This window comes from Salmonella sp. SAL00672 (genome assembly GCF_046552175.1).
Classification (GTDB): Bacteria; Pseudomonadota; Gammaproteobacteria; order Enterobacterales; family Enterobacteriaceae; genus Salmonella; species Salmonella enterica.
Genome location: NZ_JBGDUQ010000004.1, coordinates 36,183 through 49,218 on the forward strand (window position 1 = coordinate 36,183; position 13,036 = coordinate 49,218).

The following is a 13,036-nucleotide window of genomic DNA, read 5'->3' on the forward strand; positions in this document are numbered from 1 at the left end:
GCAATAATAAACGCTTAATCAAAACCGTTATGCTCTGCGGTGGCGGCAAACCATTCTCCGCTTTTTTTCACCGTGCGCGTTTGGGTGGCTAAATCCAGTTGTACAAAACCATAGCGATTTTTATAGCCGTTCAGCCATGACCAGTTATCGATAAAGGTCCACATGTGGTAGCCAAGACAGTGACAGCCCTCGCTAATGCCTTTATGCAGCCATTTAAGATGCTCAGAAATAAAGTCAATCCGGTAATCATCGTGAATCTGTCCCGCTTGCACAAAACGCTGCTCGTTCTCAACGCCCATCCCGTTTTCGGAGATAAAACAGCGCGGATTGCCGTAATTATCCCGCAGGTTGGTGATGATGTCGTAAATTCCTGGCGCGTAAATTTCCCAGCCGCGGTAAGGGTTCATCTTGCGCCCCGGCATGTCGTAATAGTCAAATAACCACTCCGGCATAAACGGCGCTTGCGGATTCACCGCCGTATCACGGCATTTCACGCGGCGCGGCTGATAATAGTTAATCCCCAGTAAATCGATTTTGCCGTCGGCAATAAGCTGACGGTCGCCTGGCTGACAGGCAGGCAACTGGTCATAGGTTTTCAGCAGCGCCACCAAGTCCGCCGGGTATTCTCCCTTTAATACCGGGTCAAGAAAACTGCGGTTGAATAACAGATCCGCATGATGCGCGGCTTGCACATCGGCGGGATGCTGCGAGCGTGGGTAGGACGGCGTCAGATTCAGCACCACGCCGATTTCACCGTCGTAGCGCCCGGCGCGCCAGGCGCGCACGGCGGTCGAGTGCGCCAGCACGGTATGGTACGCCACGGTGGCCGCACGTTTAAAATCCACCACATTGGGATAGTGGAAGTCGTACAAATAGCCGCCTTCCACCGGCACAATCGGCTCATTAAAGGTAAACCAGTGCTTCACGCGGTCGCCAAACAAGGTAAAACACGTTTGCGCGTACCGACCAAACGCCTCTACGACGTCGCGATTTTCCCAGCCGCCTTTCTCCTGCATGACCATCGGCATATCAAAATGGAACAGCGTAATAAACGGCGTGATGCCCTGCGCCAGTAGCTCGTCGATGACGTGATTGTAGAAGCTCACCGCTTGTGGATTCACCTCGCCTACGCCGTCTGGAATGAGCCGCGCCCAGCTTAGCGAGGTGCGAAAACTGTTGTGTTTTAACTGTTTCAGTAGCGCGATGTCTTGCTTCCAGTGGCGATAGAACGTTGAGGTTTCCGCTGGACCGACGCCCTGATGAAAACGACCCGGCTGGCGCTCGAACCACACATCCCACGTGGTCTGGCTTTTACCGCCATTCAGACTATCCCCTTCGGTTTGCAACGCTGAGCAGGCGCTGCCCCACCAGAAGTTATCGGGAAAACGGTATCGCATTGTCGTACTCCTTGATCGCGTAAATTCGCTCCAGAATACGCGCTTCTGGTGAACAGAAACCGGTTACAGTCCGCATTTTCGCGACCAAAAAACGAAAAAGGTGTGCTACATCTCGGGGCATTCCACCTTACCGAGAGCCTGCCAGTAGTTATGCTGATTGTTGCGCTCTATCGCGATCATCGCCTCCCGAATATGCTGCTGGTTCCCCTCGCTCGCCATGATTTTTTTCTCCCAGGCTTCATCCGTTAGCGCGCCTTTGGGCGTACACATTTTGCGCAAATCCTTTAAAATCGTATTTTTTTCATGCGCCGACTGGAGTGAGCTAAACGGAGAGTCGGCATACGTGACGCCCGGTAGCGCGACAAGCGCGGCAATAAGCAGAAGCGTTTTTCGTTTCATAAACGGTATCCTTATCGGTTTGCACTTTTTCAAGAGTAAGTGTAGACCGTGCGACGTTCACTCATCGGGGCGTGCTATCCGTTGGCGTTGAAGTCAGGCAAAAGTGGGAAGGCGGTTTCTCGCTGCGCCTTCACTTTCTTGCGTGGCAGAATAGTGTATGTTCTGACTACTCTTTTATTTCGTAAGCGGTAGTGTAATGAGACGTATTGAGATCGTACTGGGAGAGCTGGAACGGCTGACGCGCGGGCTATGCCTTGCCGATTTGGCGCAGGAGACGGCGTTTACGGCGGAGGCGATAGGTTTCAATCTTGGGCTGGCGCGTAACTCCGTCAGCAAAGATCTCAATCAGTTATGGAATGACGGTCTGGCAATCAAAAGCCGTGGCCGCCCGGTCTATTTTCTGCATCGCCAGGCGCTGGAAACGTTGCTGGGACGACAGCTGGAAGAGTCTGAACGCGAAGTGCGGTCGGTGGCGGATGTGCTGCCGCATGAAGAGCATTACGCGCCCGACGATCCGTTTACCAGCCTGATTGGTTACGATCGCAGCCTGCGCGATGCGGTAGAAAAAGGCCGTGCGGCGGTGCTCTATCCGCACGGTTTACACGTTCTGCTTACCGGGCCGTCCGGCGTCGGTAAAACCTTTTTTGCGGAACTGATGCACCGTTTCGCCTGTGAACAGGCGAGCGGCGCTATCCCGCCGCTGGTCTACTTTAACTGCGCGGAATACGCCCATAACCCGGAACTGCTTTCCTCGCATCTGTTTGGTCATCGGCAGGGGGCGTTTACCGGCGCGAATGAACATAAAACAGGCCTCGTGGAGCAGGCGGACGGTGGTTATCTGCTGCTGGACGAGGTGCACCGTCTGTCTTATGAAGGGCAGGAAAAGCTGTTCTCTATTCTGGATAAAGGCGAGTACCGTCCGCTCGGCGTGAGCAGCCAGCCGCGATCAATTTCGGTACGCCTGATTTGCGCCACTACCGAACCGGTCGGGTCGGCGCTGTTACGTACTTTCCAGCGGCGTATTCAGGTATGCATTGATTTGCCGGGTATTCGCCAGCGCTCCGTTGAAGAACAGATCGAACTGATCGTGGGGTTCTTACAGCGGGAAAGCCGCAAAATAGAACGCACGGTCAGCATTGATAAACCGTTGTTGCTCTGGTTGCTGAATAAACCCCTGGAAGGCAATATCGGCCAGCTAAAAAGCGATATTCAGTTTCTCTGCGCTCAGGCGTGGGCATCGGGAATGACCGAGCATAACGACACGCTACAACTGGATAAGCGGCTGGCGGAGATGTCGATTAACCCGACGCCGGAACAGCGTCTATTGGTGGATACTCTGTTTGAGGGTAAAGCGCGGCTAAACATAGACGCGCGCACGCTGCCCGCATTGAAGACGTCGCTGGCGACCGGGGCGGAAATTGAAGAGAGCGACCTCTTTTACAGCTTCCTGACGCGCGAGTATGTTAATTTGCGCAACAGTAACGTCCCCCCGGCGGAGACGCTGGCGATCCTGAAAAATAAACTCAGCTCGATTTTTGAATACGGTCTCTACAGCCGCGACAGCGTGGCGCATCCGCCGCGCTATGGCGACCAGATTGAAGAGCGCGTGACGCTGCTGATAGGCTGCGTAGAGCAGGTGTTGGGTTTTTCGCTGCCGGAAAATCTGGTTAACCCACTGCGTAAACACTTCCTGGCGCTGATAGGCTACGTGCAGCGCGGCCTGATCCCGCAGCTTTACTCTTCCAGTTTGATCCTGGATCGCTGCAAAGACGAATATGACAACGCCACGCTGCTGTGTCGGAAAATCAACGAACTGCTGCATATTCAGTGTCCGGCGACGGAAGTGGTCTGGCTATGCCTGTTCCTGAAAGAGTGCCGCCATTATCGTCAGCGCATCGATGCCAGCCCCGACTGCGGGGTCATTTTGATCGCCCACGGCGCGACCACCGCCACCAGTCAGGCGCAATATGTCAACCGCGTGCTGGAGCGCGAGTTGTTCAGCGCCATCGACATGCCGTTTGAACAGTCGGTGCATGACACGCTGGAAACGCTGACCCAAATGATTCAAACCCGCCAATATCGGCGGCTTATCCTGTTGGTGGACATCGGTTCATTGATCCATTTCGGCAGCACCATCAGTAAATTATTCCAGATAGATGTTTTGCTCATGCCGAACATCACGCTGACCAGTCTACTGGAAGTCGGGCTGGATTTAAGCTATGAAACCAGCGACTTACCACAGTTGACGGCGCTCCTGCAGAGTAAAAATATCCCCTGCCAGCTTTGTACGCCGCAGCAGGAGAACGGCGGCAAAGTGCTGGTCATCTCCTGTATTACCGGCATGGGAACGGCGGAAAAAATCAAAAAGGTGCTGGAGGAGAGCTTTGGCGAGCTGATGTCGCAGGACACCAGGATGGTGATCCTTGATTATAACGAGGTACGTAGTCTGGAGCGCGTTCAGCAGGCATTGAATGCCAGCGAGCGGCTGGCGGGGATTGTCGGTACTTTCCAGCCGGGGTTGCCGGATATTCCGTTTATTTCGCTGGAAGAGCTTTTCTCCGAACAAGGGCCGGAACTGGTGTTGAGCCTGTTAACGCCCGATCTGTCCAACGCTGAACGCCGTCTGGAGATGGAGCGCAGCGCCATGCGCTTTATCAGCGCGCTAACGATGGAGAGCATCATCAACCATATTTCCGTGCTTAACCCGCAGCGTATTCTGAAAGAGATGGAGGGCGTTTTTAACCATCTGACGTCTTCGCTTTCCCTGAAACCAAGCCGCCAGGTGACACTGCGCTTCCTGATCCACTGCTGCTGTATGGTAGAGCGTATTGTGATTAACCGTAAACCGTTACAGATGGCGCTGGAAAGTCAGCCGAATCTGGACGCGCGCGCGTTTAGTGTCATCAAATCCGCTTTTCTGCCGATCGAAGACGCCTACGCCATCCGTTTATCGGATGCGGAATATTTTTATATCTACGAACTGCTCTATAGCTAATCCTTTTACTGGCGGGGCTTCGCGCCTCGCCAGACCTTTCTTCTTCCTTGCGTGACACAAATTCTGGCACAACCTTTGCTCTTCTGATGATGCGTTATGCCGGATAGCGGCGTAAACGCCTTATCCGGCCTACCGGGAGCGTCCTGTAGGCCCGGTAAGCGCAGTGCCACCGGGCAATATATGCCGGTGTTCTCATGTAATTGCGCCAGGAGGCCATTTTGACTACCACACAACCGTTGCCCCACATCCTGCTGCTGACGCATGGCGGCTGGGGACAACCGCTTTGCAACAGCCTGCGTATGGTCACGGGCGAAATTAAAGGCGTGACGGAAATCGCGCTAATGCCTGTCGATACGCTGGGCGAGTTTTATCAACGCGTCGAGGCCGTGGTGAAAACGCTGCCGGAAGGCTCGCTGATCCTGACGGATTTTGTCGGCGGCACGACATCCAACGTCGCGGCGCGACTAAGCGCCGATTATCCGGTGGCGGTGATTGCCGGACTGAATGCGTCGCTACTGCTGGAGGCGCTGGACAGGCGCGAACAAGGGATGCTAACCGCCTGCGTGGACGAGTTAGTTGAGGCCGGGCGCAGTAGCTGCCTGGATGTGGTCGCCCATGTACGTCAGCTACAACAATCACTCTAAGGAAAACATCATGGCCAATATCGTTTTATGCCGCATCGACAGCCGTCTCATTCATGGACAGGTTGTCACGAAGTGGGTCGGACAATCTCAGGCGAACCGGATAGCCGTTGTGAGTGATGAACTGGACGCCGATCCGTTTATGAAAAATATCTACCTGATGGCGGCGCCGCCAAATATCAAAGTGGATTGCTTCGGCAACCAGAGTTTTGCCGCTGCATGGAAAGAAAATCAGCTTGGCGACGGTAACGTGCTGGTGCTTTTTCCGTCACTGGCGGCGGTGCAGGACGCCATACAACTGGGCTTTGACGTCACCCGCATTCAGGTTGGCGGTCTCGGCGGCGGGCCAAACCGCAAGGCGGTTTTTCAGAATATTACGCTGGATGAAAAAGACGTCGGCATTCTTAACGACCTGAAAAACCGTGGCGTTCAGGTATTTTTCCAGACCATTCCGGAAGATAAGCCGCAGCCGCTCGACGATATCCTGAAAAAATTCTAACCCTTTAATAGACACAAAATCATTCTGGATGCATCAAGGCGGCAACTGAGTGAATCCCCTGGAGCTTACTAAAGTAAGTGACTGGGGTGAGCGAAGGCAGCCAACAAAGAGGCAGCCTGAAGGATGAAGTGTATAGGATAACACTATGGATACCTTACTCTTTGCAAGCCTGATGGGGTTGTATTACTGGTTTGCCCGTTTACGCCTCGGCTACACCTTCTCCGCGATGCTGTTACAACCGGTGGTGATCGCGGTATTTGTCGGGCTTTTGCTTGGCAATATGCAGACTGCGATGATCATCGGCGCAGGGATGCAGCTCGTTTATTTGGGCGTGACCTCAACGCCGGGCGGCAACGTGCCGTCGGACCCGGCGCTGGCGGCCTGTATCTCCATTCCTATCGCGGTGAAGGCCGGTATGGACCCAAACCTGGCGATCGCACTGGCAATCCCGTTTGGCGTGATTGGCGTGTTTCTCGATCAGCTTAGGCGCACGCTGAACGCCGCCTGGGTGCATATGGCGGATAAGCACGCGGAAACCGCCAATATGGGGGGAATTATGCGCTGCGCTTTCCTTTATCCCGCATTACTGGGGCTGGTGCTGCGCTTCCCGGTGGTCTTTGCCGCCAACTATTTTGGTCAGGACGTGGTGGAAAGCTTCCTCAAGCTGATGCCGCACTGGCTGACTCACTCCTTTGAAATCATGGGCGGGATTCTCCCGGCGCTGGGCTTCGCTATCACCATTATGGTGATCGGCAAAAAGAGCCTGCTGCCGTGGTTTATCGGCGGGTTCTTCGCGGTGCTGTACCTCAAGGTGGACATCATGGCGATGGCAATCTTCGGCACCTGTGCGGCCTTCCTGATTAAAGGCCTGGCGAAAAATGAAGGAGCAGCATGATGAGCAGCGATGTAATGCAACACGAACTGGTTGAGCGCGCGCGGGAAAGCGGCGCGCTGACCAAAGCGGATATTACCAAAGCGTGGTTTATCTACTGGCTGGGCGCGGAGGTTTCCAGCTCATATGAGCGTTTGCAAAGCCTGATTTTCTGCGCCTCGATGACGCCGATCATCAAAAAGCTCTACCCGCAAAAAGAGGAGCAGGTAGAAGCGCTGAAACGCCATCTGAACTTCTTCAACTCGGAGCAGACCTTTGGCGCGGTGATTCAGGGGATCTCCATTGCGATGGAAGAGCAAAAGACCCGCGGCGAGCCGATTAGCGATGCCTCTATCACCGGGATTAAAACCGGTTTGATGGGGCCGTTGGCCGGGATGGGGGACTCCATCATTTGGGCGGCGGTGATGCCGTTGTTAATTGCTATTTTTATCCCGTTCGCCGCCAATGGCAGCGCGATGGGCGGCATTATCCCTCTGATTCTCTATCCGGCGATTACGCTGGCGATAAGCTACGGTATGGTGCACAAAGGCTATACCCTGGGGCGCGATTCGATTATCGGCCTGCTGCAAGGGGGGCGAATTAAAGAACTGATCTACGGCGCGAACGTGTTGGGACTTATCATGATGGGCGCGCTGTCGGCAAGCTACGTCAAGATTACCACACCGTTGAAAATCAGCGCCCTGAAAGGTTCGGAAGTGGTGGTCCAGCAGATCCTCGACTCTATCGCGCCGGGCCTGCTGCCGCTGGCGGCGGTGTTCGCCATCTATTTCTATCTGGTGAAAAAAGGGCCGCGTTATACCACTATTTTGCTGTCGATTGTCACGCTTAGCGTGGTCTGCTCGCTGCTGGGAGTGTTGTAAGCCATGGCACAGAATATTTACCAACAACTGGGGCTAAAGCAGGTGATTAACGCCTGCGGCAAAATGACGATTCTGGGCGTCTCCAGCGTTGCGCCGGAGGTGATGCAGGCAACGGCGCGGGCGGCCTCGGCCTTTGTCGAAATCGACAGGCTGGTGGACAAAACCGGCGAACTGGTCTCCCGCTATACCGGCGCTGAAGACAGTTATGTTACCTCCTGCGCCTCGGCGGGGATCGCCATTGCCATCGCTGCCGCTATCACCCACGGCGATCGGGCGCGCGTCGCCCTGATGCCGGACAGTACCGGTATGGCCAATGAGGTAGTGATGCTGCGCGGGCATAATGTGGACTACGGCGCGCCAGTCACCAGCGCGATTCGCCTGGGGGGCGGGCGCATAGTGGAAGTGGGGTCGAGCAATCTGGCGGCCCGCTGGCAACTGGAAAGCGCCATTAACGAAAAGACCGCCGCGCTACTGTATGTGAAATCACACCATTGCGTACAGAAAGGCATGTTGAGCATTGACGATTTTGTACAGGTGGCGCAGGCCAACCACCTGCCGTTGATTGTCGATGCCGCGGCGGAAGAGGATTTGCGCGGCTGGGTGGCGAGCGGCGCGGATATGGTTATCTACAGCGGCGCGAAAGCCTTTAATGCGCCAACCTCCGGGTTTATCACTGGTAAGAAAACGTGGATTGCCGCCTGCAAAGCGCAGCACCAGGGGATTGCCAGGGCAATGAAAATCGGCAAGGAAAACATGGTTGGGCTGGTGTATGCGCTGGAGAATTACCACCAGGGCCAGACGACCGTGACCGCAGCACAGTTACAGCCGGTCGCGGAAGCGATTTCCGCCATCCATGGACTTTATGCCGATATCGAACAGGATGAGGCCGGGCGTGCAATCTGGCGTATTCGTGTGCGGGTGAACGCATCTGAATTGGGGCTGAACGCGCAGGACGTCGAAGCGCAGTTGCGCGGCGGCGAGATAGCGATTTACGCCCGCAAATATCAGCTTCATCAGGGGGTTTTTAGCCTCGATCCACGCACGGTAGCCGAAGGGGAAATGGCATTGATTGTGGCGCGACTCAGGGAGATTGCAGAACATGCAGCAGATTAATTTTTATCGTCAGCGGGTAGCGATTAACGTGCTGGCAAAGGATATCGCCAACGCGAAGGCTATCTATGAAGCCGCCGAAGGCCATGCGGTCATTGGCGTACTTTCCGCGCAGTTCGCTACGGTAGAAGAGGGCGTGCCGGAGGTGAAACGCTGGATGGCGGAGGTGCCGTCTATCTCGGTGGGACTGGGCGCAGGCGACCCGGCGCAGTACTACAAAGCGGCGATGATTGCCGCCCATACTCACCCGGCCCACGTCAACCAGACTTTTACCGGCAGCGGCTTCGCAGCGGGCGCACTGGCGGCGACAGGCGGCGAGCAAACACATATTAACGCCCTGGTCAGCCCGACGGGAACGCCTGGCGAGGTGTTGATTTCTACCGGCGTCAGCAGCAGCCAGGGAACGCCAGCCCGCGTTTCCTGTGAAGCGGCGGTACGCATGATGCAGGATATGGGCGCACATGCGGCGAAGTTTTTCCCGATGGGCGGCGAAAAGTCGTTACCGGAACTCTATGCGCTGGCGACAACCGCTGCCCGCCACGGCATGACGCTTATCGAGCCGACCGGCGGTATCTCACTGGATAATTTCGGTATTATCCTGCAAACCTGCCTGGAAGCAGGCGTGCCGCGCGTTATGCCGCATGTTTACAGCTCGATTATCGATCCGCAAACCGGCAATACGCGCCCCGAAGATGTCATTCGGTTGATGGAGATAGTCAAAGCGCTGGTGTGAGATTTATCGCCGAAGAGCGCTACGTTTACCTGGCCTACAGATGACGTGTATTTGTAGGCCCGGTTAGCGTTACGCTACCGGGCGATAATGCGTAGCAGGCTGGGCAAAAAATGTACGTATTGCAGCCGTCAGTGATTCTCTTTCGAGCCTCCTCGCAGGGTTAAATTTTCCTGAATGCTGTCTGTATTTTTGGCGAGTACAGTGGCGTCATCTTATTCCTCAGGTGACGGATCGCCATGAAAAAAAGCCCCACGTCCACGCCTCATGATGCGGTATTCAAAACGTTTTTACGCCATCCGGATACCGCGCGGGATTTTCTCAATATTCATCTTCCCCATTCGCTAAGAATACGTTGCGATCTGACGACGTTAAAACTGGCGCCGGACAGTTTTATCGAGAAAAATTTACGCGCGTTTTATTCCGACGTCCTTTGGTCGCTAAAAACGTGTGAAGGCGACGGTTATATCTATGTCGTTATAGAGCATCAGAGTACGCCGGACGCACATATGGCGTTCCGGTTAATGCGTTACGCGACTGCCGCGATGCAGCGCCATCTGGATGCTGGCCATAAAACGTTACCGCTGGTGATTCCCATGCTGTTTTACCATGGCGCGAAAAGCCCGTATCCCTTTTCGCTGTGCTGGCTGGATGAGTTTGACGATCCTGCACTGGCGCGTCAGCTTTATGCGACGGCATTTCCACTGGTAGACATTACGGTGGTGCCGGATAACGAGATTATGCAGCATCGACGTATTGCGATGCTGGAGCTGGTACAAAAGCATATACGTCAGCGCGACCTGATGGGATTGGTCGAGCGCTTAGCGGTACTTCTGATTACGGGAAACGCTAATGACAGTCAGCTAAAAGCTCTGTTTAATTATTTGCTAATACAGCATGGCAGCACGCCTCGTTTTGGCAAGTTTATCCGCGAGGTGGCGCGTCGTGTTCCCCAACACAAGGAGAGATTAATGACGATCGTAGACAGAATACGTGAATCGGGGCGCAGAAAAGGTAAGCGTGAAGGCGTGCAACAAGGCATACAGCAAGGTATACATCAAGGTAAGCAGGAGGAAGCCTTGCGTATTGCGCATACGATGCTGGAACAGGGGATAGATCGGCAGATGGTGCTGATGATTACCGGGCTTTCTGACGAAGAGATTAAGGCAAAGCGCCATTAAACTTTTCCCTCTTCCGCCCGGTCATCGTGATTATCAACGGCGTTAAGCGGCCCGCGCGCGTCGACGGGAATCGAGGGAGATCAGAATCACTGACGAGAGAATGAGCAGCGTGCCCAGCCAGTCCGGCAAGGTAAAACTAATCCCCAACAGCAGCAGCGACAGCAGGGCGCTGCTTAACGGTTCCGCGCAGCTTAAAATGCTGGCTTTGGGGCCACCAATCAGTTGCGCGCCTTTCAAATACAGGCTGAACGTCAGCGACGTACCGATCACCACCAGGTAGAAAAAGGCCAGAATCAGGCTGCCGCTCACCGCAAAGTGCGTTCCTTCTTTAGCGTAGAAGGGCAGCAGAATCAGGCCGCCAAAGGACATACTCCAGCCGACCACTGGCAGCGTGCCGTATTGGGCGATTAACCTGGAAGGCCAGGTCGTATAAAAGGCGGCGGCAAATGCGGAGGCGATACCCCAGAACAGCGCGGCTGAAGAGATCGACAGCGATGTTGGATTGCCGTGAGTCACCAGTAAAAAGGTGCCGATAAGCGATGTAAGAATGGCGGTTAAGACCAGAATGCCTGGTCGTGTTCTTCGCGCTAATGCAAACCACGCTACAATAATGGTCGGCGATAAAAATTGCAGCACTGTCGCGGTGGCGGCATTGGATTTTTCAATCGTGAGCAGGAAGGTTAGCTGAACGGTGAGCGCGCCCACCACGGAGAAAATCAGCAGACTCAGGGCATCTTTGCGGTTTTTAAGAATTGAAAATATCTTATCGCCGTGCATAAAGGAGAAGGTCACCAGTATCAGCCCGGCGAATAACAAACGTATCATCGTCAGGAACTGTGACGACATACGGCTTTGCTCCATGATGTACTGCGCGCAAACGCCTGAACTCCCCCACAATACGGCGGCAATCAGGACGTTTAGCATCCCTTTTCTGGTGGAACCCATTTTTTCCTCGTCATGTTGTTTTATTTTTTTACGTGCAGGCATCATAACAGAGCTATCGCCGGTATTAAGCAGGAATTTATTGTTTAATGATTTCAGACGAGCTTGTTATCGACATAATATTGTCATTTTTTTGTCATAAGAAAAAATATCAAACAAACTTAAACAGAACGTCACTAAACCCGCCTTTGCACTTTACGGAACATATTGGCTGACTATAATAAGCGCAAATTCATGCAGGAGTAATATGTTGGACAGTCACTTTTACGTAAATCATCTGGCAAGTTAACGCACGCTATTCCTGCGCTGCTTGCCGAACCGGTGGGCAGCAATCTCCCCTTGTGACGATTGTCATCCCAATAATGTTACAACACGCGCATTGTCGCGAGGTAATCGTCATGTTCATGTTTAAACACGCTTTATTTCCTCCGCCGTTAACACGACGCTAATTGCCTCAGGGCAGAAATTTGTCGTGTGCTAAATATAGCACGTACTTATTCTTCCAGAAAAAATGGAGGAACGTATGTTAATGTTTCCTTATATTTTAAATTTACTGGCCGCTATGCTGTTGGGCGCGCTGATTGGCGCGGAAAGACAATGGCGTCAACGTATGGCGGGATTACGCACTAATGCGCTGGTGGCGACAGGCGCCGCCGTTTTTATTCTGAGCTCCATGACGACATCGCCAGACAGCCCCGGGCGAATTGCGGCGCAGATTGTCTCTGGGATTGGCTTTCTGGGGGCGGGCGTCATCATGCGCGAAGGGATGAATGTGCGCGGGCTGAACACTGCGGCAACGCTATGGTGTTCGGCGGGCATCGGCGTGTTATGCGGCTTAGGGCAGTTCAAAAATGCGCTGGCGGCGACGATCATTATTCTTTGCGCCAATATTTTACTGCGTGAAGCGGCGCAGCGTATAAATCAACTCCCGGTATCCGCCGAGGGAGAAAAACGTTATATCCTGAAAGTAACCTGTAATAAAGAAGATGAAAGCGAGGTTCGTCAGTGGTTACTGAATATCGTAAAAGAGGCCGCGATCTGTTTACAAGGGTTAGGTTCGGTCCCCGCTCAGGAACAGGGCTATAAAGAAATTCGTGCCGAGCTCGTGGGTCATGCTGATTATCGTAAAACGCGAGAACTGATTATATCCAGAATAGGTGATAACGATAATATCACCGCAATTCACTGGAGCATTGATAGTCAATAATAGTTTTTTATTCAATTGCAACATTACGCCAGACGTATAAGGAGGGAATGATGGATATTCCCGAGTCGATAAAATAAAACCAACTCAAAATAGTGAGTAAGCAATAACCTTTTTTATGCATAGATAATTCTCCCGGGGCATTCACCTTGAAATCGTGAGTTTGCTATTCCCCGGGCGTGATAT

The 13,036-nt window shown here is 53.7% G+C and carries 12 protein-coding genes; 9 read left to right on the plus strand and 3 right to left on the minus strand.

Going from position 1 to position 13,036, the window contains the following annotated elements; translation table 11 throughout:
* Nucleotides 1-14: 14 nt before the first annotated feature.
* Nucleotides 15-1,397, minus strand: coding sequence for a glycoside hydrolase family 1 protein (locus ACLJTG_RS12775; RefSeq protein ID WP_020838462.1), 1,383 nt, complete (start codon nucleotides 1,395-1,397; stop codon nucleotides 15-17).
* A 105-nt stretch (nucleotides 1,398-1,502) separates the two neighbouring features.
* Nucleotides 1,503-1,796 (minus strand): YicS family protein, encoded by a 294-nt coding sequence (locus ACLJTG_RS12780; protein WP_000824212.1) that lies wholly within the window; start codon nucleotides 1,794-1,796, stop codon nucleotides 1,503-1,505.
* Nucleotides 1,797-1,992: 196 nt separating this feature from the next.
* Between ACLJTG_RS12780 and dagR the strand changes: the two genes are divergently transcribed.
* The 8 genes from dagR to ACLJTG_RS12820 all read left to right on the plus strand — a co-directional run bounded on the left by dagR (nucleotide 1,993) and on the right by ACLJTG_RS12820 (nucleotide 10,704).
* Nucleotides 1,993-4,791: a transcriptional regulator DagR gene (gene dagR / locus ACLJTG_RS12785; RefSeq protein ID WP_001252665.1), complete on the plus strand. Its 2,799-nt coding sequence runs from the start codon at nucleotides 1,993-1,995 to the stop codon at nucleotides 4,789-4,791.
* A gap of 218 nt (nucleotides 4,792-5,009) precedes the next feature.
* On the plus strand, nucleotides 5,010-5,435 hold the full coding sequence (locus ACLJTG_RS12790) for a PTS sugar transporter subunit IIA (protein WP_000214106.1): 426 nt from the start codon (nucleotides 5,010-5,012) through the stop codon (nucleotides 5,433-5,435).
* A 10-nt stretch (nucleotides 5,436-5,445) separates the two neighbouring features.
* Nucleotides 5,446-5,931, plus strand: a complete 486-nt coding sequence (locus ACLJTG_RS12795) for a PTS system mannose/fructose/N-acetylgalactosamine-transporter subunit IIB (protein WP_001284295.1) — start codon at nucleotides 5,446-5,448, stop codon at nucleotides 5,929-5,931.
* 145 nt (nucleotides 5,932-6,076) lie between these two features.
* On the plus strand, nucleotides 6,077-6,826 hold the full coding sequence (locus ACLJTG_RS12800) for a PTS mannose/fructose/sorbose/N-acetylgalactosamine transporter subunit IIC (protein ID WP_079951209.1): 750 nt from the start codon (nucleotides 6,077-6,079) through the stop codon (nucleotides 6,824-6,826).
* A complete protein-coding gene (locus ACLJTG_RS12805) occupies nucleotides 6,823-7,683 on the plus strand; it encodes a PTS system mannose/fructose/sorbose family transporter subunit IID (RefSeq protein ID WP_170914557.1) in 861 nt (286 codons plus the stop codon). The genes ACLJTG_RS12800 and ACLJTG_RS12805 overlap by 4 nt, the downstream gene beginning before the upstream one ends.
* Nucleotides 7,684-7,686: 3 nt before the next feature.
* Nucleotides 7,687-8,796: a D-glucosaminate-6-phosphate ammonia lyase gene (gene dgaE, locus ACLJTG_RS12810; protein ID WP_079951211.1), complete on the plus strand. Its 1,110-nt coding sequence runs from the start codon at nucleotides 7,687-7,689 to the stop codon at nucleotides 8,794-8,796.
* Nucleotides 8,783-9,526, plus strand: a complete 744-nt coding sequence (gene dagF / locus ACLJTG_RS12815; protein WP_001186140.1) for a 2-dehydro-3-deoxy-phosphogluconate aldolase — start codon at nucleotides 8,783-8,785, stop codon at nucleotides 9,524-9,526. Before dgaE ends, dagF begins: the two co-directional genes overlap by 14 nt.
* Nucleotides 9,527-9,762: 236 nt before the next feature.
* Entirely contained in the window at nucleotides 9,763-10,704 is a 942-nt protein-coding gene (locus tag ACLJTG_RS12820; RefSeq protein ID WP_000749539.1) for an Rpn family recombination-promoting nuclease/putative transposase, read from the plus strand.
* A 42-nt stretch (nucleotides 10,705-10,746) separates the two neighbouring features.
* Here ACLJTG_RS12820 and ACLJTG_RS12825 read toward each other — a convergent pair whose 3' ends face one another.
* Entirely contained in the window at nucleotides 10,747-11,649 is a 903-nt protein-coding gene (locus tag ACLJTG_RS12825; RefSeq protein ID WP_001682335.1) for an EamA family transporter, read from the minus strand.
* 508 nt (nucleotides 11,650-12,157) lie between these two features.
* Between ACLJTG_RS12825 and ACLJTG_RS12830 the strand changes: the two genes are divergently transcribed.
* Nucleotides 12,158-12,853, plus strand: a complete 696-nt coding sequence (locus ACLJTG_RS12830) for an MgtC family protein (RefSeq protein WP_000392700.1) — start codon at nucleotides 12,158-12,160, stop codon at nucleotides 12,851-12,853.
* Nucleotides 12,854-13,036: the final 183 nt, after the last annotated feature.